The sequence below is a fragment of the Sulfitobacter sp. THAF37 genome (assembly GCF_009363555.1).
Taxonomy (GTDB): domain Bacteria; phylum Pseudomonadota; class Alphaproteobacteria; order Rhodobacterales; family Rhodobacteraceae; genus Sulfitobacter.
In genome coordinates, this window is the sequence record NZ_CP045372.1 from 59879 (window position 1) to 79221 (window position 19343).

General features: G+C 64.4%; 20 protein-coding genes. 5 read left to right on the plus strand and 15 right to left on the minus strand.

The window, feature by feature from the left end; all coding sequences use genetic code 11:
- The first annotated feature begins 25 nt into the window (after positions 1–25).
- A complete protein-coding gene (locus FIU94_RS00335; protein WP_152463873.1) occupies positions 26–487 on the plus strand; it encodes a DUF4174 domain-containing protein in 462 nt (153 codons plus the stop codon).
- Positions 488–572: 85 nt separating this feature from the next.
- Here the strand turns inward: FIU94_RS00335 and FIU94_RS00340 are convergent, their stop codons facing one another.
- The 8 genes from FIU94_RS00340 to FIU94_RS00370 form a co-directional block, all read right to left on the minus strand.
- Positions 573–1349, minus strand: a complete 777-nt coding sequence (locus FIU94_RS00340; protein ID WP_152463874.1) for a hypothetical protein — start codon at positions 1347–1349, stop codon at positions 573–575.
- A gap of 8 nt (positions 1350–1357) precedes the next feature.
- Positions 1358–3358: an acetyl/propionyl/methylcrotonyl-CoA carboxylase subunit alpha gene (locus FIU94_RS00345; protein ID WP_152463875.1), complete on the minus strand. Its 2001-nt coding sequence runs from the start codon at positions 3356–3358 to the stop codon at positions 1358–1360.
- Between the two features lie 117 nt (positions 3359–3475).
- Positions 3476–3709, minus strand: coding sequence for a hypothetical protein (locus FIU94_RS00350; protein ID WP_152463876.1), 234 nt, complete (start codon positions 3707–3709; stop codon positions 3476–3478).
- 313 nt (positions 3710–4022) lie between these two features.
- Positions 4023–4370, minus strand: a complete 348-nt coding sequence (locus FIU94_RS00355) for a hypothetical protein (protein WP_152466893.1) — start codon at positions 4368–4370, stop codon at positions 4023–4025.
- Between the two features lie 78 nt (positions 4371–4448).
- Positions 4449–4595 (minus strand): hypothetical protein, encoded by a 147-nt coding sequence (locus FIU94_RS20805; RefSeq protein WP_172975818.1) that lies wholly within the window; start codon positions 4593–4595, stop codon positions 4449–4451.
- Positions 4596–4809: 214 nt separating this feature from the next.
- Positions 4810–5190, minus strand: a complete 381-nt coding sequence (locus FIU94_RS00360; RefSeq protein ID WP_152463877.1) for a DUF6497 family protein — start codon at positions 5188–5190, stop codon at positions 4810–4812.
- 46 nt (positions 5191–5236) lie between these two features.
- Complete coding sequence (locus tag FIU94_RS00365) at positions 5237–5491, minus strand: Rho termination factor (RefSeq protein ID WP_152463878.1); 255 nt, start codon at positions 5489–5491, stop codon at positions 5237–5239.
- A 128-nt stretch (positions 5492–5619) separates the two neighbouring features.
- Positions 5620–7152 carry an acyl-CoA carboxylase subunit beta gene (locus tag FIU94_RS00370; protein WP_152463879.1) on the minus strand — a complete coding sequence of 511 codons (1533 nt, stop codon included), beginning with the start codon at positions 7150–7152 and terminating at the stop codon, positions 5620–5622.
- Positions 7153–7321: 169 nt separating this feature from the next.
- On the opposite strand from FIU94_RS00370, the gene FIU94_RS00375 reads away from it, so the two are divergent.
- A complete protein-coding gene (locus FIU94_RS00375; RefSeq protein ID WP_152463880.1) occupies positions 7322–8557 on the plus strand; it encodes a multidrug effflux MFS transporter in 1236 nt (411 codons plus the stop codon).
- Between the two features lie 78 nt (positions 8558–8635).
- On the plus strand, positions 8636–10036 hold the full coding sequence (locus tag FIU94_RS00380; RefSeq protein WP_152463881.1) for a short-chain fatty acyl-CoA regulator family protein: 1401 nt from the start codon (positions 8636–8638) through the stop codon (positions 10034–10036).
- On the opposite strand, the gene FIU94_RS00385 is transcribed toward FIU94_RS00380, so the two are convergent.
- From FIU94_RS00385 to FIU94_RS00415, 7 genes are all read right to left on the minus strand, one after another.
- Positions 10037–10696 (minus strand): thermonuclease family protein, encoded by a 660-nt coding sequence (locus FIU94_RS00385; RefSeq protein WP_152463882.1) that lies wholly within the window; start codon positions 10694–10696, stop codon positions 10037–10039. It lies immediately after the preceding gene.
- Between the two features lie 54 nt (positions 10697–10750).
- Positions 10751–12409 (minus strand): choline dehydrogenase, encoded by a 1659-nt coding sequence (gene betA, locus FIU94_RS00390; protein ID WP_152463883.1) that lies wholly within the window; start codon positions 12407–12409, stop codon positions 10751–10753.
- Positions 12410–12668: 259 nt separating this feature from the next.
- On the minus strand, positions 12669–14126 hold the full coding sequence (gene betB / locus FIU94_RS00395; RefSeq protein WP_152463884.1) for a betaine-aldehyde dehydrogenase: 1458 nt from the start codon (positions 14124–14126) through the stop codon (positions 12669–12671).
- Between the two features lie 61 nt (positions 14127–14187).
- The gene (betC, locus tag FIU94_RS00400) at positions 14188–15696 is read right to left on the minus strand and encodes a choline-sulfatase (protein ID WP_152463885.1); all 1509 of its coding nucleotides are present in this window, start codon (positions 15694–15696) and stop codon (positions 14188–14190) included.
- The gene (gene betI / locus FIU94_RS00405) at positions 15693–16271 is read right to left on the minus strand and encodes a transcriptional regulator BetI (RefSeq protein ID WP_152463886.1); all 579 of its coding nucleotides are present in this window, start codon (positions 16269–16271) and stop codon (positions 15693–15695) included. The genes betC and betI overlap by 4 nt, the downstream gene beginning before the upstream one ends.
- A gap of 85 nt (positions 16272–16356) precedes the next feature.
- Entirely contained in the window at positions 16357–17259 is a 903-nt protein-coding gene (locus FIU94_RS00410; protein ID WP_152463887.1) for a DMT family transporter, read from the minus strand.
- A gap of 37 nt (positions 17260–17296) precedes the next feature.
- Positions 17297–17896, minus strand: a complete 600-nt coding sequence (locus FIU94_RS00415) for a LysE/ArgO family amino acid transporter (RefSeq protein WP_152463888.1) — start codon at positions 17894–17896, stop codon at positions 17297–17299.
- Positions 17897–17985: 89 nt separating this feature from the next.
- Here FIU94_RS00415 and FIU94_RS00420 point away from each other — a divergent pair, with 89 nt between their 5' ends.
- Positions 17986–18900 (plus strand): LysR family transcriptional regulator ArgP, encoded by a 915-nt coding sequence (locus tag FIU94_RS00420; protein WP_152463889.1) that lies wholly within the window; start codon positions 17986–17988, stop codon positions 18898–18900.
- Between the two features lie 73 nt (positions 18901–18973).
- Positions 18974–19219 (plus strand): hypothetical protein, encoded by a 246-nt coding sequence (locus tag FIU94_RS00425; RefSeq protein WP_152463890.1) that lies wholly within the window; start codon positions 18974–18976, stop codon positions 19217–19219.
- The last annotated feature ends 124 nt before the right edge of the window (positions 19220–19343 follow it).

Consider the following 19343-nt stretch of genomic DNA (forward strand, 5'->3'; position numbering starts at 1 on the left):
TATATTCAAGTTCATGAAGAGAGTTATGGAACGTCTGCTTGCGCTTGTTTTTGCTGGGGTATTCGCTGCCACAGCTTCGGCCCAGTCCAACGCTTTCGGCGAAGGCGGGCTGCTGTTCGCCCCCGGTGAAACGGCTGATTTGAGCGAATTTCGCTGGAAAAAGCGCCCCGTAGTGGTCTTTGCCGACAGCCCGAACGACCCGGCGTATATCGAACAGATGGAACTTTTGCGTGCCCGGCCCGAAGATCTGGCCGTGCGCGATGTCATCGTCCTGAGCGATACCGACCCGGACGCACGGTCGCCTCTGCGGCTCAAGATGCGGCCCCGTGGCTTCATGCTGGTGCTGGTGGGCAAGGACGGCGGGATCAAGCTGCGCAAACCCTTTCCCTGGGACGTGCGCGAGATCACGCGGAGCATCGACAAGATGCCCATGCGCCAGCGCGAGATCCGCGAGCGCAAGGAGGCCGAGGGCGTCGTCATCCAGTAAACCTTGTGACCGGCGGCCCGCTGCCTTATATTGAGGGGGCAAGAGGGAAGGAACACGATTATGGACAAAGACCCTGACATCCCGTTCACACCGATCCCCGTGACCTGGCGGACAGGTCCGCGTCCCGGCTATTGATCACTCGATCGGCGGCTTTTCGGCCGCCGTCGGAATAGGCGCGTATCAGCCGCAGCGCGTGCTTGCCAAAGACGAACGCCTGTTTTCTCATCCCCACGTAATCCGAATAGATCGCGATCCGCCGCTCGGCGTCCAACGTGCGGAACGTGTCGCCGCGCATGTCGTCGACCAGCGCCGACATCGCCTTGATCACGCTGTAATACGCGACGATGGCGTCAATGGTCTGGCGTGGCAGCACATCGAGTTCGGCGATCACCGCATCGTAGACATGGTCGTGCTGTTCGCGCGGCAGAAAAGGGATGTAGTCGTGGTCTTCGCGCATCCGGTCGATCAGGTCGGTCACATATTGCTCTGAACTGTCGGCCTCCCAAAGCGATTCCAGCGTATTGCCGATCTCGGCGTAAAGCGCCTTGTGATAGTCGCGGGTCTTTTCCGCCCGTGCCCGCGCCTTGCCGCCTTCGGCAAAGATCGCCGTGGTCAGCCAGCCGATGGCGATGACCAGACCGGCGATGATCGCCTGGCTCACGCGCGGGTCGATCTGCCCCATCATCGGCAGCGCCAGCCAGACCAGCGCCCCCACCACCACGACCACCGGCAGCCCGATGGTCAGAAAGAACTGCGCAATGATACGCCCGGCAACCTGTGCTTCCTTCCAGACCGCCAGCAGCACGGCGCATAGCACCGCAGCCGCCAGCAGGATCAGGGGAAAGGTCGGGGTTGCCAGCATGGGACCGGTTACTCGAATTCCATGATCACGTCATCGACCGCCAGACTGTCGCCCTCGCCCGCGTTGATCTTGGACACGACGCCCTTGCGTTCGGCGCGCAGGATGTTCTCCATCTTCATCGCCTCGATGGTGCAAAGCGCCTGCCCCTCCTGGACCTCTTCGCCCTGTTCGACCGACATCTTGACCACAAGGCCCGGCATCGGACAGAGCAGCAGCTTGGAGGTATCTGCCGCTTCCTTGACCGGCATCAGCCGGGCCAGTTCCGCCTGACGCGGGCTGCGCACATGGACCCGCAGGTCGGCGCCGCGGGTGCGAATGCGGAAACCGCCCGAAATCTTGCCCACTTTCAACACCAGCGGGGCGTCGCCAACCTTCATCTTGGCCAGTTGGTCGCCCGGTCGCCAGTCGCCGCTGACGCGCATTTCCTCGCCGTCCTCGAAACGCACTGTCGCCCCGGCCTGGTCGGCTTGGGTGATCACGTCAAAGGAGTGTCCCTGAAGCGCCACGTTCCAGTCGCTGCCCACCTTGCGTTCATGGTTGTCCATGCGTCCCGATACCCGCGCGCGGCGGATTTCGGCCACCCGGTGCATCGCGGCGGTGGCCGCCGCGATACGGCGCAAATCGGCCTCGGGCAGTTCGACACCCTGGAACCCCTCCGGATATTCCTCGGCGATGAAGGCGGTGGTCATGTCGCCTGACACGAACTTGGGGTGATCCATCACGGCTGAAAGGAACGGCAGGTTGTGGCCGATCCCCTCGACCTCGAAACTGTCCAGCGCCACGCGCATCCGTTCAATGGCCTCGGCCCGTGTCGGGGCCCAGGTGCAAAGCTTGGCGATCATCGGATCGTAGTACATGCTGATCTCGCCGCCCTCGTAGACGCCTGTGTCGTTGCGCACGATATGGTCGCTTTCGACCACCTCCTCCGGCGGGCGGTAGCGGGTCAGCCGTCCGATGGACGGCAGAAAGCCGCGATAGGGGTCCTCGGCGTAGAGCCGGTTCTCGATGGCCCAGCCGTTGATCTTTACATCGTCCTGCGACATCTCCAGCTTCTGGCCGTCCGCCACGCGGATCATCTGCTCGACCAGATCGACCCCGGTGATCAGTTCGGTCACGGGGTGTTCCACCTGCAGGCGGGTGTTCATCTCAAGGAAGTAGAAGTTCTTGTCCCCGTCCACGATGAATTCCACCGTGCCGGCACTGGTGTAGCCCACGGCCTGCGCCAGCGCCACGGCCTGTTCGCCCATCGCCTTGCGGGTCTCTTCGTCCAGAAACGGGCTGGGCGCTTCCTCGACCACCTTCTGGTTCCGGCGCTGGATCGAACATTCGCGTTCCGCCAGGTAGATGCCGTTGCCATGCGCATCGCACAGCACCTGGATTTCGATGTGCCGGGGCTGCGTGACGAATTTCTCGATAAAGATGCGGTCGTCGCCGAAGGAACTGGCCGCCTCGTTCTTGGAGGACTGGAACCCCTCGCGCGCCTCGTCGTCGTTCCAGGCGATGCGCATCCCCTTGCCGCCGCCCCCGGCGGACGCCTTGAGCATGACGGGATAGCCGATCTCGTTCGAGATCTTCACCGCTTCCTCGGCATCCTCGATCAGGCCCATGTAGCCCGGCACGGTGCTGACGCCCGCCTCCTTGGCGATCTTCTTGGAGGTGATCTTGTCCCCCATCTTCTCGATCGCACCCACGGGCGGCCCGACAAAGGCGACACCGGCGGCATTCAGCGCCTCGGCGAACTTGCTGTTCTCGGAAAGAAAACCATAGCCGGGATGCACCGCTTCCGCGCCGCTGGACTTGATCGCTTCCATCACCTTGTCGATCACGATGTAGGACTGGTTCGCCGGGGCCGGACCGATATGCACCGCCTCATCGGCCATCTGCACATGCAGGGCGTTGGCATCGGCATCGGAATAGATGGCAACGGTGGTGATGCCCATCCGGCGCGCGGTCTTGATGACGCGGCAGGCGATCTCGCCCCGGTTGGCGATCAGGATTTTCTTGAACATGCACTGTCCTTCTTGGTCTTGGGTAAAACGCGGAAACCCCGCTGCAGCGGATGCTGCGCGGGGCTGATCGAGCGGGGCCGGCCACCCGTCGGGGACCGGCGTTGCGTCAGGTGAGCGTCAGTTGCACTTGCCCGGGTTGAGCTGGCAATAGGCGAGGTTTGCACCCGCGCCGATGGCCGCGCCCTGCAGCAGGCTGCCACCGGTAACGGCTGCAGCTCCGGCACCCACGGCACCGCCGCCCAGCGCCTGCTCACCGATGGTGTCGCCGCAGGCCGCAAGCGCGCCGCAGGCGGCAACCGCCAATACGACGTTGCGGGCCGATTTCGATGTGATCTGAAGTTGGTCGAACATGTGCCTGTACCTTCTGTTCTTGTTTGCGAAGCAACAACGCGGCATCCGTCAACTGGTTCCCATCGCGCCCCGGCAGTATTGCCAACCCGATCCCCCCGACCGGAAAAAACGGGCAGCAGGGTCGCTGACCACTGCTGCCCAGAGGGGGAAGGGGTCTGGTTTCGGTGCGAGACCGTCAGGCCCGCCTCGGGCGCGCCGGTCTCTTTTCCGACAGTGCCCCAAGGCTTTGCAGGCCGAAAGCCCGAACCGTGTGACGGCGACGGATCGGCCATGAGCCGCTGAAACAAGGCGGGCGCGAGCAAATTCATGCCGATCAGCCCTCGAAAGCTTCGGGAAAGGAGGCGCGGGCAGCTCTCTCGTCGATGACCAGAATCGCTTCGTAGTCCGCCGGATCGAAAGGGTCGGTGGCGGGCAGTACCTCGCGCCCGAACAGCCACGACAGCCGCCCCGCGTCGAGATTGCCGCGCTCGAACGGCTCCCCTCCGAAATGCTCCCACAATGCCTTCATAAAGGCCGCATCCGCGCGCCTATCCGCCGGCTTACGGTCGGAACGACGTTCGCGCCGGATCAGCGGCGTGACACCCTTGGGATTCGGTCTGCGGATTGTGAACTGGAAATCGGTGCCGGACAGTCGGCCCGGAAACCCGCGATGTTTCAACATATATGCGGGCATCACGCCGTCCTCCGCATCGGAGGAAGCGTGGTCAGGGCAGGCGCGAACGCCTGCCCCGGAAATAGCTTACTTGTATTTGCCGGTGTAGGTCGGCTCAACAGAGATGGGCTCCGGCTCGACGACGACGTATTCTTCGTCGGTCTGACCGCTGGTGCATGCCGATACAGCGGCGATGAAGCCGAAGGCTGCGATGAGTTTGATGCTCTTGGACATCTAAGTCTCCTGTCATTGTTGATGGGGCGCGGCACTGCTACATGCCTCGCACGCCCCGGTTCAGAGGTAAGGGATACCTGGGTATTCCTTGGCGGCAGATTACGGCAAAGAAAATCCCAATGATACGGGTGCCGTGTCAATCGGCGTTTATGTGTCTCCAAAGCATCATATTGACCAAAAAGACCACCCGACGCCGCTATATATAGAGCATGCATCACAAGCCCTCCCAAATACAGCGGCCCTCTTCAACGCGGAACGCTTCGAAAAACTGGGTTGCGTCGGGGTCGGCGACGCCGAATTCGGTCTCGCGGTCGGCCAGTGAAATCACGATGACGTCGCCCGTCAGATCGAACTCCGCAATATAGGGAAGCGCCAGATCCTGGCACAGGTGCATCATGTCACCTGATACGGTCTCGTAATCCAGATCGGACGTCTCGCGCGCAATGGCAGGGGCGACCAGGCGAAAGCGGACGAAGGTCTGCGATCCAACCGGATCGACCAGAACCTCCTGCAACTCCACGCCCTGCCCCGATGGCACATCCAGCGCAACCGCCGGTCCGGCGACCATCGTGAGGATGACCGCGAGCCACCTCATGACATCGCCTTTCGGCCCGCACCCCGGGGCGCGGGCGCGCGCCCTGTCAGTGGTTGCGCAGTGCCTTGATCAGCGCATCTTTGGTCATGTCCGACCGTCCCTCGATCCCGATTTCCTGCGCCCGCTCGTAGAGTTCGTCCTTGGTCCAGTCCTCGTAGGGGGGCGCCTTGCCACCCTTCTCGGAAGGATGCATGTCGTCGTTGGCCCGTGCATTGGCGATCCGGGCGGCCTTCTCCTTTGACGCTCCGTCGTCGCGCAGCGCCTGATAGGTGTCTTCGTCCTTGATGGATGGGTTGGGCATGGCGTTCTCCTTTGGCAGGCAAACGCGCGGGGGCTGGCCCGGTTCCGCAGCCCCCCGCGCCGGTCCCGGACCGTGGCACCGCCATCCAATTCTGGAAAATCGTCCTGCAGTCGTTCACCGCCCTGCCCTCACAACGGAATGTTGTCGTGCTTCTTCCACGGCGTCACGACCTTCTTGTTGCGCAACGACGCAAAGGCGCGCGCAACGCGCTTGCGGGTGGAATGCGGCATGATCACCTCGTCGATGAAGCCCCGCTCGGCGGCGACAAAGGGGTTCGCGAACCGATCTTCGTAGTCCTTGGTATGCCGGGCGATCTTCTCGGGGTCCTTGAGGTCGGCACGGTGGATGATCTCTGTCGCGCCCTTGGCCCCCATCACCGCGACCTCGGCCGTGGGCCAGGCATAGTTGAAATCCGACCGAAGATGTTTCGACGCCATCACGTCATAGGCCCCGCCGTATGCCTTGCGGGTGATCACCGTGACCATCGGCACCGTCGCCTGTCCGTAGGCGAACAGCAGCTTGGCCCCGTGCTTGATCACGCCGCCGTATTCCTGGCTGGTGCCGGGCAGAAAGCCGGGGACATCCACCAGCGTCAGGATCGGGATCTCGAAGGCGTCGCAGAACCGGACGAACCGCGCCGCCTTGCGTGAGCTGTCGATGTCGAGACACCCGGCCAGCACCATCGGCTGATTGGCGACAACCCCCACGGTGCGCCCTTCGATCCGCATGAAGCCGGTGATGATGTTCTTGGCGAAATCCTCCTGGATCTCGTAGAAATCGCCCTCGTCGCCCAGTTTGAGGATCAGCTCCTTCATGTCGTAGGGCGTGTTGGCGTTCTCTGGCACCAGCGTATCCAGCGACATTTCGATCCGGTCGGAATCGTCAAAGAACGGGCGCACGGGCGGTTTCTCGCGGTTGTTCGCGGGCAGGAAATCGACCAACCGACGCACTTCCGCCAGCGCCTCGACGTCGTTGTCGAAGGCCGAGTCGGCGACAGAGGATTTGCGGGTATGGGTGACGGCACCGCCCAGTTCCTCGGCCGTGACCTGTTCGTTCGTGACCGTCTTGACCACATCGGGGCCGGTCACGAACATGTACGAGGTGTCCTTGACCATGAAGATGAAGTCGGTCATCGCCGGAGAGTACACCGCCCCGCCCGCGCAGGGGCCCATGATGACGCTGATCTGCGGGATCACGCCCGAAGCTTCGATATTGCGCTGGAAGACTTCCGCATATCCGGCAAGGCTTGCCACCCCCTCCTGAATCCGCGCGCCGCCGGAATCGTTGATGCCGATGACCGGCGCGCCGTTCTGTATCGCCATGTCCATGATCTTGCAGATCTTCTGTGCGTGCGTTTCGGACAACGAACCACCAAAGACCGTGAAGTCCTGGCTGAAGACATAGACGAGGCGCCCATTGATCGTGCCCCAGCCAGTGACGACACCGTCGCCGTAGGGACGGTTCTTTTCCATCCCGAAGTCGGTGCAGCGGTGGGCCACGAAGGTGTCGAACTCCTCAAAGCTGCCCTCGTCCAGCAGCAGGTCGATGCGCTCGCGCGCGGTCAGCTTTCCGCGACCATGCTGCGCGTCGATCCGGGCCTGCCCACCGCCCAGACGGGCATCTGCGCGGCGCTCTTCGAGCTGTTCGAGAATATCTTTCATGGACCGTCTCCCATACTGGTTTGCGCCACTGTAGGCCCCGGCAAGGGTCAATGGGAGTCCGTTTCTGAATATTTGCAAACTATTTTCAACACGCTGACTGCTAATTGCAAATCCGCAAAGATCGGAACCGAGATGGACAATCGGTCGCAGCCGCATTAATTGCATTTGCATGATTGAAGCACAGCCCCCTGCGCCGGTGATCCGATTTCTGGACCGGCGCACGCCGCCGCACATTCTGACCCTGATCATGCTCGCCGGGCTGTCCGCGCTGGCCATGAACATCTTCCTGCCCAGTCTGCCGCAGATGGCGGATTATTTCGGCACGTCTTACGCGGTGATGCAGCTTTCCGTTCCGCTGTATCTGCTGTTCTCGGCGATCCTGCAGCTTTTCATCGGGCCCATCTCGGACAACCTGGGGCGTCGAAAGGTGATGATCTGGGGCCTTGCGCTGTTCATGCTGGCCACGCTGGGCTGCATCCTCGCCCCCAATGCCACGGTCTTTTTGCTGTTTCGCATCGGTCAGGCGGTTGCGGCCACGGCAATGGTGCTGAGCCGCGCGGTGATCCGGGACCTCTATACGCAGGACCAGTCAGCCTCGATGATCGGCTATGTCACCATGGGCATGGCGCTGGTGCCGATGATCGCCCCGGCCGTCGGCGGCGCGATCGAGCAGCAGTTCGACTGGCACATGACATTCTGGGTCATGCTGGCCATCGGCGGCCTGATCCTCGCCCTCGTGGTTGCCGACATGGGCGAAACCTCGCAGGCATCCGGAAAGACCATGATCGGGCAGTTCCGCGAATACCCCGAATTGCTGCGCTCACCGCGCTTCTGGGGCTATGCGCTGGCCGCCGGTTTCTGCTCCGGCGCGTTCTTCGCCTATCTGGGCGGCGCGCCCTTCGTCGGGTCCACCGTCTTTGGACTGGACCCGTTCTGGCTGGGCATCTATTTCGGCTCTCCTGCAATCGGCTATTTCGCGGGCAACTTTCTGACCGGCCTGTTCGCCACCCGCTTTGGCGTCAATGCCATGGTGTTCTGGGGCTGCATGGCGAATGCCGTCGGCGGGTCGGTGTCGCTGCTGATCTTCCTGTCCGGCCACGGCTCCGCGCTCACCTTCTTCGGGATGATGACGCTGGTGGGCCTGGGCAACGGGCTTTGCATTCCCAACGCCACCGCAGGCATGCTGTCGGTGCGCCCGCACCTGGCAGGCACCGCGTCCGGGCTGGGCGGCGCGATCATGATCGGGGGCGGGTCGGCGCTGGCGGTGCTGGCCGGTGTCCTGCTGACGCCCGAAACCGGGGCCTACCCGCTGCTGTTGCTCATGCTGATCACGGCAATTGCCGGCGTCGCCTCCATCTGGGTTGTCATCCGGCGCGAGAAAGCCCTTGGCTTAAGGCCCCGTTAACCCGGATCGCCGACCTTGCGGAGGGCAGTTTGCAAAGCTAGCGTGCTACAAACTGCAAATCTGCAAAGAAAGCGCGCCATGGCGGTCAAGAAACTATATGCGGGGGTAAAGCTGCGCGAACTGCGCAGTCGCATCGGGCTGACCCAAAAGGACTTTGCCGCGCGGCTCAACATCTCGTTGCCCTATCTCAACCAGATGGAAAACAACAACCGCCCGGTCAGCACCACGGTTGTCCTCGCGCTTGCCACCGAATTCGGTCTCGACGTGACGGAGTTGAGCGCGGGAGACGGCGAACGTCTGGTCACCGACATGCGCGAAGCTCTCAGCGATCCGATCTTTGCCGGCACACCGCCGCCCCTGGCCGACCTGCGGCTGACCGCCTCCAACGCCCCGGCCCTGGCGCGCGCCTTTCTGGAACTGCACCAGCAGTACCGCCAGGCGCATGAACGGCTCGCCTCCCTGGACGAGGCGCTGGGGCGCGAAGATGCCCGCGCCGCCCCGTCGCCCTGGGAAGAGGTCCGGGATTTCTTTCACTACTGCGACAATTACATCGACGCCGTCGACCGCGCCGCCGAACATTTCGCCAGCCAGCCGGGTGGCCCGAGAAACACCCGCGTCGCCGCCGTCTCGGCGCTGTCGACCGCAGGTGTCAGCGTGATCTTTGCCGATACCGACACGCTGCGCCACTTCGACCCGGTGGAAAAGGTGCTGACCCTCTCGGACCGCAGCGCACCGGAGACCCAGACCTTCCAGCTGCTGCTGCAGGTCGCGCTGACCCGGCAGGACCAGCTGCTGGAGGCGACGCTGGATTTGGCCCGGTTTCAGGCCGGTCCGGCCCGGGACATCGCCAAGATCGGCCTGGCGAACTACTTTGCCGGGGCGGTGCTGATGCCCTACAACGCCTTCCTGGCCAAGGCGCAGGCCTGCCGCCACGATCTGGAAATTCTCGCCGGGCATTTCGGCGCCTCCATCGAACAGGTGGCACACCGCCTGTCCACCCTGCAGCGGTCGGGGGCCAAAGGCATCCCGTTCTTCTTTGTGCGCGTCGACCAGGCCGGCACCATCACCAAGCGCCATTCCGCCACGCGGCTGCAATTCGCCCGTTTCGGCGGGGCCTGCCCGTTGTGGAACGTCCACCGCGCGTTTGAAACACCGGGCCGGTTCCTGCGGCAATTGGCCGAAACGCCGGACGGCGTGCGCTATATCAGCTTGGCGCGGGACATCTCGAAACCCGCGGGCCGCTTTGGCGCGCCGGTGCGGCGCTATGCCATCGCCCTGGGCTGCGAGGTGCGCCACGCCGACGCGCTGGTCTATGCCGACGGTCTGGATGTGACCCGCGGTTCCGCCTTTGAACCCATCGGCATTTCCTGCCGGATCTGCGAACGCAAGACTTGCCACCAGCGCGCCGTGCCCCCGCTGGAGCGGCACCTGGTGGTCGACCCCGACCGGCGCGATACGCTGCCCTACCGGATCGAATGATCAACGCCGTGCGGGCCGCCACCCCGAGGCGCGCGCCTGCGCTTCGGAACAGAACCAGCGTTCGCCCTGTTCCGGCCTGATCCCGGTGCGATCGTAAAACGCCTGTCCAGGCAGGTGATAGATGCGCGGGCCATGCGCGTTGATATTGCCCTTGATCCGGCAGGCCGGGTCTGGCGCGTGGCGCCCCGTGATCCGCGTCAGCCTGTAGCGGGCGGGCGACTGCAGGACAAAGCCGTGGATGCCGCGTTCGGCGACGTATGCCGCCTTCTCGTCCAGATCGTAGTCCATCGAGTAGCGGCGATAGGCATAGGCCAGCCCCTCCTGCACCAGGACGCGGCCCATGTCAGCCTCCCCGATGCTGCAGCGCGCAATCACGCGCCCGTAACGGTCATGATCCAGCGGCACGCAACGGGCAGCGCGCCCTTCGAACCGGTCGCGCACCTGGCGCGTGACCCAGTCGCCGCAGCCCCAGTTCTGACCCGCCAGTGTGGTACAGGGTTGATCACGCTCAGGCGCGTCGATGCCGTGCAGGCGGATGCGGATGCCGCCCACATCCACCGTATCCCCGTCCACCACCCGCAGGGTGCCGCGGATATCCTCGGCCAGCGCCGCCCCTGCCAGCCCCAGGGCCAGCACGAACCATGAACAAACTCTTAACATTCCGTTAACGTGACAGGCCTTTCCTGCCCCCGCAACGGCTATCGTTCAGAATTGTTAACGCTGCGCGGTGCGCCAGTCGGGATGGATCCAGGGCACATCGTTGGCCCGCGCCAGCGGCTCCCGGCCCAGCAACAGATCCGACACCTTTTCACCCACCATGATCGACGGCCCGTTGAGGTTGCCATTGGTGATGCGCGGAAACACCGAACTGTCCGCCACGCGCAACCCGTCGACCCCGATCACCCGTGCCTCGGGGTCCACCACCGCGTTGCGGTCGTCGGCGCGGCCCATCCGGCAGGTACCGCAGGGATGATAGGCGCTCTCGGCATGTTCGCGGACAAAGCTGTCCAGCTCATCATCCGACTGAAGCGCGGCACCGGGCTGGATTTCATGTTTGACGAAAGGCTCGAAGGCCGGTTGCGCAAATATCTCGCGGGTCAGGCGGATGCAGGCGCGGAAGTCCTCCCAATCCTCGGGATGCGACATGTAGTTGAACCGGATCACCGGTTCCGCCGCCGGATCGGCGGACCGAAGGGTCACGGTGCCTCGCGATTTCGACCGCATCGGCCCGGTATGCGCCTGAAACCCGTGCCCCTCTGCCGCCGCCTGCCCGTCATACCGCACGGCGATGGGCAGGAAATGATACTGTATGTCAGGATAGGGCACACCCGCACGCGACCGGATGAAGGCGGCGCTTTCGAATTGGTTCGACGCCCCCATGCCACCTTTGGTAAAGAGCCACTGCGCCCCGATCAGCCCCTTGGACAGAAGGTTCCAATGCCGATAGAGCGTGATCGGCTGGCTCGACGCCATCTGGATGTAAAGCTCCAGGTGGTCCTGCAGGTTCTGACCCACGCCGGGCCGGTCGGCGACCACGTCGATCCCGTGCTCGGCCAGATGCGCGGCGGGGCCGATGCCCGACAGCATCAGCAGCTTGGGTGAATTCAGCGAAGACGCCGCCAGCACCACCTCGCGTTCCGCCGCGATCACCTCGCGCCGGCCCCGGCGCAGCACCTCGACCCCGGTGGCGCGGCCGCCGTCGATCACCACCCGCTGTGCCAGCGCACGGATCAGCTGCACATTGCCGGTCCGCTGGGCGGGCCGCAGATAGGCATTGGCCGCCGACCAGCGCCGCCCGTTCCAGACGGTCTGCTCCATCGGGCCGAAACCCTCCTGCTTCTCGCCGTTGTAATCGTCAGTGACGTGATAACCGGCCTGCTCTCCGGCCCGCACGAAAGCCTCGAACAACGGGTTCTTGCGCGGACCGCGGCTGACGTGCAGCGGCCCGTCATTGCCGCGCCAGGCCGGGTCCCCGCCATGCCCCATGTCGTGCCAGTTCTCCATTCTCTTGAAGTAGGGCAAGACATCCGCATAGGACCAGCCACTGGCGCCGCTTTCTTGCCAATGGTCAAAGTCCATCGCGTGACCGCGCACATAGACCATCCCGTTGATCGACGACGAACCGCCGATCACCTTGCCCCGCGGACAGGCCAGCCGACGCCCGCCCAGATGGGGCTCCGGCTCGGTCCGGTAGCCCCAGTCGTAGGTCTTCATGTTCATCGGATAGCTCAGCGCGGCGGGCATCTGGATGAAGGGACCGGCGTCAGACCCCCCGTGTTCGATCACGATCACCCGACGCCCCGCCTCGGCCAGCCGGTACGCCATGGCACACCCCGCCGAGCCCGCCCCAACGATTACGAATTCCGCCTGCATCGCCGCCTCTTCTTCCTTGCGTGATTCCGCGCCGGGTCAAGGAGGCGAAGCCCCGTGCGCAGCACGGCCTGTCCTTGACGCGGCGGGGAATCGCACCCCCAAAATCGTCGAGGTGTCTTGAGCCACAGAATGTGGGCGCAAGCACCTCTCAGCAAATTTCAAACCCCCTCCGCACGCGCGCGGTCAGGCCATCGGGGCTCAGACCGCAACCGGCGCCGGGAATGTCATGCGCGTCAGCGCACAATTGGATCATGCCCTGTCAAAAGGGCGCCTCCACGTCGTCCATGCGCACAAAGACCGACTTGAGCTGGCTGTAATGCGCGATCGCCGCCTTCGAGTTTTCCCGCCCCACCCCGGACATCTTCGAGCCGCCGAACGGCGCTTCCACCGGGGCGTCGTTATAGGTGTTGATATAGCAGGTCCCGGCCTGGAACCCGGCGGCCACCCGATGGGCGCGCGCGAGGTCCCTGGTAAAGACACCGGCGGCCAGGCCGAACTCCGTGTCATTGGCGCGGGCCATCACCTCGGCCTCGTCTTCGAAATCCAGAACCGCCATGACGGGGCCGAAAATCTCTTCCCGCGCGATTGTCATGCTGTCGGTCACATCGGCAAACACCGTCGGCTGCAGGTAGAACCCTTCGCGGTCGATCCGCGCGCCGCCTGTGACCACCCGCGCCCCTTCGGCGCGGCCCTTCTCGATATAGCTCAAGACGATGTTCATCTGCCGCTCGGAAACCATCGGGCCAAAGCTGGTGGCGGGGTCCATCGGATCGCCGATCACCGCATTGCCCAGCCGTTCGGCCAGCCGGGTCAGGAACTTCTCCTTGATGGCGCTGTGCACGAAGACCCGCGTGCCGTTGGAACAGACCTGTCCCGAGCTGTAGAAATTGCCCAGGATCGCCCCGCCCACCGCATTCTCGATATCCGCGTCCTCAAAGACGATCAGCGGCGACTTGCCGCCCAGCTCCATCGTGACATGCTTGATCCCCTCGGCGGCGGCGGCATAGACCTTGCGCCCCGTGGGCACCGATCCGGTCAGCGACACCTTGTCGACGCGCGGGTCCGTCACCAGCGCCGCGCCGACTTCGCCCATGCCCTGAACCACGTTGAACAGCCCGGCAGGCAGACCCGCCTCCAGCAGGATCTCGGCCACCTTCAGCGCCGACAGCGGCGTGGTCTCGGAGGGCTTGAAGATCATCGCATTGCCACAGGCCAGCGCGGGCGCGCCCTTCCAGCAGGCGATCTGGGTGGGGTAGTTCCAGGCCCCGATCCCGACACAGACACCCAGCGGCTCGCGCCGGGTGTAGACCCAGTTTTCGCCCAGCTGGATATGCTCCCCGGTCAGGGTCGCGGCCATGCCGCCGAAGTATTCCAGCGCATCCGCCCCCGAGGTCGCATCGGCCACGGTGGTTTCCTGGTAGGGTTTGCCGGTGTCCCAGGTCTCCAGCACGCTGAGGTCATGGTTGCGCTCGCGCATGATGTCGGCCGCGCGGCGCAGGATGCGACCGCGTTCCGTGCCGGTCATCGCCGCCCAGTCCACCTGTGCCCGGCGCGCCGCCGCGATCGCCAGTTCGATGATCGCCGGGGTGGCGGCGTGCAGCGTGGCAATGGTCTCGCCGGTGGCAGGATAGATCACCGGGATCTCGGTGCCCGCCCTGTCCTCCACATAGGCGCCGTCGATGAAGTGACTGGCTGGCGGTTGCGTTTCATAGGGCATGTCGGCTCTTTCCGGATGTGCGTGCAGGTGTATTTTTTGGAACAATGAAGTCACGGGGCGGTCATTCCCCCCGGGGGTAACGCTTGCTTTCCTCAAGGATGTTCAGATCCATGTGATTGCGCATGTATTGCTCCGAGGCGCGCCGCAGCGGCTGGTAATCCCAAGGGTAGTAGCCGCCCTCGCGCAGGGCCTCGTAGACCACCCAGCGGCGCGCCTGGCTCTGGCGGACATCCGCATCGAAGGCCTCCATGTCCCAGCGGCCCGCGGCGTCGATGCGGAAAGCTTCGAGCCGGTCGGAATGGGCGGGGTCCTGGGCCAGATTGGTCAGCTCGTGCGGGTCGGACTCCAGGTCGAACAGCTGTTCGGGGTCGATGGCGCAGTTGGTGTATTTCCACCGCCCCTGGCGCAGCGCCACCATCGGAGACTGAGAAGCTTCGGCGGCATATTCCATCGCCACCGGCTCCGTCCGCTCGCCGCCCTGCCCGAGGGGAAGCAGGCTTTGTCCCGTGGTCCAGGGCATCACGTCGGCCATGCTGACGCCGGCGAGGTCGCACAGGGTCGGGCAGACGTCGATGTTGCTGACCGGCGTGGTGTTCAGCCCCGGCGTCATCTGGGGCGCCGCGATCATCATCGGCACGCGCGACGAACCTTCGAAGAAGGACATCTTGAACCACAGCCCCCGCTCGCCCAGCATGTCGCCGTGATCGGATACGAAGACCACGATGGCCTCCTGCCGGGTATCCTCAAGGGTTTGCAGGATCTCTCCGATCTTGTCGTCGAGATAGCTGATGTTGGCGAAATACGCCCGGCGGGAGCGGCGGATGTCATCTTCGGTGATGTCGAATTCGCGCCAGTTGTTGGCATCGAAGATGCGCTGCGAATGGGGATCGTGGTCTGCGTAATCCATCGCCGGGACCTTCGGCAGCAGATGCTCGCAGTCTTCGTAGAGGTCCCAGTACTTGCGCCGCGCGACATAAGGGTCGTGGGGGTGGGTAAAGCTGGCCGTCAGGCACCAGGGACGGGTATCGCCGCCGCGGGCGTATTCATAGATCTGGCGCACGGCGTTGTAGGCGACCTCGTCGTCGTATTCCATCTGGTTGGAGGTCTCGGCCACACCGGCGCCGGTGACGGAGCCCATGTTGTGATACCACCAGTCGATCCGCTCGCCCGGTTTGCGGTAATCGGGGGTCCAGCCGAAATCGGCGGGATAGATGTCGGTGGTGAGCCGGTCCTCGAACCCGTGAAGCTGGTCGGGCCCGACAAAGTGCATTTTGCCCGACAGACAGGTCCGGTACCCCGCGCGGCGCAGGTGGTGGGCGTAGGTCGGGATGGACGAGGTGAATTCCGCCGCATTGTCATAGACCCCCGTGCCAGAGGGCAGCTGCCCCGACATGAAGGCGGCCCGTCCCGGCGCGCAGAGCGGCGAGGCGGTATAAGCATTGCGGAACCGGGTAGAGCGCGCCGCAAGACGCTTGAGGTTCGGCGCATGCAGCCAGTCGGCAGGACCATCTGGAAACAAGGTGCCGTTCAGCTGGTCCACCATCAGGATAAGGATGTTCGGTCTGGTCATCGCGATGCCCCCAGGATCAGGTCAAGTGTGGATAGTGCGCTTTCACGGGCGAATTCGCGGCGACCGCTCTGCGACAGGGCGACGCGCAGGTAGAGCCCGTCGATCAGCGCCGCGATGGTGTCGGCATCGGCCCGCGGCCTGACGCTGATCCCGCGCAAGGCATAGGTCAGGTTCGATCGCAGTCGCCGCTGATAGATCCGCAGCAGGCGGCGCGTTTCGGGGTGGGTCCGCGATGCCGCGTAGAGTGTCATCCACGCCGAAACGGTATCGGGGGCGAAGCAGGTCTCGTCGAAGCTGGCCTCGATGATCGCCACCGCCCGCGCCTTGCCGTCGCCGGCCTGCCGGTTCAGACGCCTGAGCACCTCTTGCTTGTACTCGTTCAGGATGTGGCGCATCGCCGCGAGAAAGATCTGATCCTTGCCGCCGAAATAATGATGCGCCAGTGCCGTGGACATGCCCGCGCGGCGGGCAATCTGGCCCACCGTGACGTCGAGCGAATGCGCCGCACCGATCTCGGCGATGGTGGCTTCGACCAGGGCAGAGCGACGGATCGGCTCCATTCCGACTTTGGGCATGCGGATTCGACCTTTCGGTTGCTGCTGTCCCTTCCTAAAGGTGAGTTTATTGATCCGTCAATCAATAAACCAATCCGGTGCGCCTTCACACCTTGGTCTGGTACTTGATCGGGGTGATTTCCCGCTTCAGCATCGCCTCGCGCCAGGTGATGAAGGTCACTGAACCGAGAATGACGAAGCCGCCCAGCACGACCCATATGTCGACCGGTTCCGCAAAGGCGACCGCGCCCAGGGCGGTGGCCCAGACAAGCTGTAGAAAGGTGACTGGCTGGGTCACTGTGACCGGGGCGACGGCAAAGGCCAGGGTCATCGTGTAATGGCCCGCGGTGGCGAATACGGCAACGGTCGCCAGCAGCATCAGCTCCGTGGCCGTCGGGGCGATCCAGACGGGCAGCGCAAAGGGGGCCAGCCCGATGGTCACGAAGATCGACATCATGCCCACCACGATGGCCGGGCGCACCTCGTCTGCCAGCACCTTGGCCAGCAGATAGGACCCGGCAAGGACCACCGCCGCGGCCAGCATCGCGAGATGGCCGGGGCTGACCTCGCGAAAGCCGGGGCGCAGGATGATGGCCGCGCCTGTCAGCCCCATCAGGACGGCGATGATCCGTCTTGCGGCCAGCTTTTCCCCCAGAAACAGGGCCGCGCCGATGGTCACGTAGATCGGGGCGAGATAGTTCAGCGCCGTGAGTTCGGAGATGGAGATCCGCGGCATCGCGAAGAACCACAGGATCACGCCAAGCGCGTGACACAGGCCGCGCAGGCCGAACAGGGACCACTGGCGTCTTGTCGGGCGGGCGCGCAGCAGCGTCCCGATGGCGGGCAGCAGGAACACCAGGCCAAAGGCGTAGCGGATGAACGCGGCCTCTGCCGAGGGCAGGCGCGGCCCCATGTATTTGACCAGCGCCGTCACGGCGAGAAAGCAAAAGCCGGTGACAAGCATCCAGAAGATGCCGAGCAGCGGACGGTGGGAGGAAGGATCTGTCATGGCGCGACCATGGCCCCACCACCCGGCAAGGGCAAGATCACATCAGCAGGAGCTTTGCGGCAATCGCCCACATGGTGAGTGCGATGATGGCGTCCAGCACCTGCCAGCTGCGCGGGTTCGCGAATAGCGGTCTGAGAAGCCGCGCGCCGTATCCCAGCGAAAAGAAGAAACAGAAGCTGGCCAGAACCGCACCGACACCAAAGGCGACCCGGTCGGGATACTGGGCCGAGATCGACCCGAGCAGGATCACCGTGTCGAGGTATACATGCGGGTTGAGCCAGGTCAGCGCCAGCAGCGTGAGCAGCGTGTTGCGCAAACTTGCCCAAGCGCCCCCCTCAACCGAAAGAGCGGCCCCGCCGCGCCAGGCCGACAGCGCGTTGCGCGCACCGTACCAGATGAGAAAACCCGCGCCACCGTAGCGCATCAGCGGCTCGAACCACTGCAGACGCGCCGCCAGACCGCCGAACCCGGCCACCCCGCCCGTGATCAGGACCGCGTCGGATAGCGCGCAGGTCAGGCAGACCCAAAAGACATGTGCCCGCCGCAGCCCCTGCCGCAGGACGAAAGCGTTCTGAGCGCCGATGGCGAGGATCAGCGTGAGGCTCAGCGCGAAGCCGGGCAGGAACGAGGTGAGCATGGGACCTCCAGCGGTTGTGGCACCGCTTGACTAGACACGACGCCCTGATTACGCAAATTAATCTCGATAATGTGGATTAAGGAATTCTAATGCCGCTCGATCCCCATCAGCTCGCCGCGCTTTCGGCTGTCCTGAGGCTGGGCAGCTTCGACGCCGCGGCAGCGGCGCTGCGGGTGACGCCCTCGGCAGTGTCCCAGCGGATCAAGGCGCTTGAGGAAAACGTCGGCACCACGCTCGTGCATCGCGGCCAGCCCTGCACCGGCACAGAGACGGGCGCGCGGCTGGCACGGCACGCAGAGGATGTGGCGCTGTTGGAAGCGCAGGCGCTGGCGGGTGTCGCAGGGCGGAACGAGACCGCGCCGCGGGTGTCGCTGGCCGTGCCGGCGGACAGTCTTGCCACCTGGTTGATCCCCGCCCTGGCGCAGGTCGAGGGGCTGCTGTTCGACCTCGTGCTGGACGACCAGGATACCTCGGACGACTGGCTGCGCCGGGGCGAAGTCAACGCCGCTGTCACCGGCCATGCCCGCGCCGCTCCGGGCTGCGACGTGCATCCGCTGGGCAGCCTGCGCTACGTGGCCACAGCCAGCCCCGACTTCATGGCGCGATATTTCGGCGGCGGGTTTTCGCTGGATGCGCTGGCAGCCGCGCCGCTGCTGGTGTTCAACCCCAAGGATCGGCTGCAGCACCGCTGGGCAGAGGCACGCGGCGCGCGGCGGTTTCACCCGCCCGTTCATCACCTGCCTTCGAGCCACGGTTTCGCGGATGCCGCGCTGTGCGGGCTGGGCTGGGGCATGAACCCGCTTGCCCTGGTCGCCGACCACCTGGCGCGCGGCGCCTTGGTCCCACTGGTGCCGGATGCGCCGCTGGACGTCCCGTTGTTCTGGCAGGTGACGCGGGTGATGGCCCCTGCCCTGAAACCGCTGACGGACGCGGTCAGGAAAAACGCAAGTTGGTGCTTGCGCCCGGCCAGCGGAACGCCCATGTCACAAAAAGTACACAAGTGAGTGATCCGGCTGAGAAACTTCTGGCGCATCCCACCCGTGCCTCTAGATAACGCGCAGCACCAAAGGACACGCCATGCTGGATAACAATAAAAAGATCGAAGTCAGCGCCGAGCAACTCGAAGTCATCGAATCCGCGCTGCACACCCAGTCCAAGATCCTGAATGTTCAGGCGGAAGCGGGCGGTAATACCGCGCGTCAGCGTTTGAACGAGGTCAAGCGCCTGCTGGCGCAGCTGTCACAGCACAAGCCCGCCCCGCAAAGCCAGGGCTGCAACCGGCGCGCTTTCGGCTGGTTCAAAGGGATGCGCAGCGCAGAGTAACCGGCGACGGTATTGCAGGTGCGGTCCGGCACGGGACCGCCCCTCAGCCCGGCCTCATATCCCGTTGAGACCGCGACCATGGACGGCCCGCGCGATCCTCTGGCGCGGACTGACGATGTGGCCA

Bases quoted from the DNA above. Each gene is read 5' to 3' on its own strand.
- FIU94_RS00355 (WP_152466893.1), bottom strand. From the start codon at position 4,370: ATGTTGAAACATCGCGGGTTTCCGGGCCGACTGTCCGGCACCGATTTC.
- betA (WP_152463883.1), bottom strand. From the start codon at position 12,409: ATGCAGGCGGAATTCGTAATCGTTGGGGCGGGCTCGGCGGGGTGTGCC.
- FIU94_RS00360 (WP_152463877.1), bottom strand. From the start codon at position 5,190: ATGAGGTGGCTCGCGGTCATCCTCACGATGGTCGCCGGACCGGCGGTT.
- betB (WP_152463884.1), bottom strand. From the start codon at position 14,126: ATGCCCTATGAAACGCAACCGCCAGCCAGTCACTTCATCGACGGCGCC.
- FIU94_RS00365 (WP_152463878.1), bottom strand. From the start codon at position 5,491: ATGCCCAACCCATCCATCAAGGACGAAGACACCTATCAGGCGCTGCGC.
- FIU94_RS00410 (WP_152463887.1), bottom strand. From the start codon at position 17,259: ATGACAGATCCTTCCTCCCACCGTCCGCTGCTCGGCATCTTCTGGATG.
- FIU94_RS00375 (WP_152463880.1), top strand. From the start codon at position 7,322: ATGATTGAAGCACAGCCCCCTGCGCCGGTGATCCGATTTCTGGACCGG.
- FIU94_RS00385 (WP_152463882.1), bottom strand. From the start codon at position 10,696: ATGTTAAGAGTTTGTTCATGGTTCGTGCTGGCCCTGGGGCTGGCAGGG.
- FIU94_RS00380 (WP_152463881.1), top strand. From the start codon at position 8,636: ATGGCGGTCAAGAAACTATATGCGGGGGTAAAGCTGCGCGAACTGCGC.
- FIU94_RS00370 (WP_152463879.1), bottom strand. From the start codon at position 7,152: ATGAAAGATATTCTCGAACAGCTCGAAGAGCGCCGCGCAGATGCCCGT.
- betI (WP_152463886.1), bottom strand. From the start codon at position 16,271: ATGCCCAAAGTCGGAATGGAGCCGATCCGTCGCTCTGCCCTGGTCGAA.
- FIU94_RS00415 (WP_152463888.1), bottom strand. From the start codon at position 17,896: ATGCTCACCTCGTTCCTGCCCGGCTTCGCGCTGAGCCTCACGCTGATC.
- FIU94_RS00420 (WP_152463889.1), top strand. From the start codon at position 17,986: ATGCCGCTCGATCCCCATCAGCTCGCCGCGCTTTCGGCTGTCCTGAGG.
- FIU94_RS00335 (WP_152463873.1), top strand. From the start codon at position 26: ATGGAACGTCTGCTTGCGCTTGTTTTTGCTGGGGTATTCGCTGCCACA.
- betC (WP_152463885.1), bottom strand. From the start codon at position 15,696: ATGACCAGACCGAACATCCTTATCCTGATGGTGGACCAGCTGAACGGC.
- FIU94_RS00425 (WP_152463890.1), top strand. From the start codon at position 18,974: ATGCTGGATAACAATAAAAAGATCGAAGTCAGCGCCGAGCAACTCGAA.
- FIU94_RS00345 (WP_152463875.1), bottom strand. From the start codon at position 3,358: ATGTTCAAGAAAATCCTGATCGCCAACCGGGGCGAGATCGCCTGCCGC.
- FIU94_RS00340 (WP_152463874.1), bottom strand. From the start codon at position 1,349: ATGCTGGCAACCCCGACCTTTCCCCTGATCCTGCTGGCGGCTGCGGTG.
- FIU94_RS20805 (WP_172975818.1), bottom strand. From the start codon at position 4,595: ATGTCCAAGAGCATCAAACTCATCGCAGCCTTCGGCTTCATCGCCGCT.
- FIU94_RS00350 (WP_152463876.1), bottom strand. From the start codon at position 3,709: ATGTTCGACCAACTTCAGATCACATCGAAATCGGCCCGCAACGTCGTA.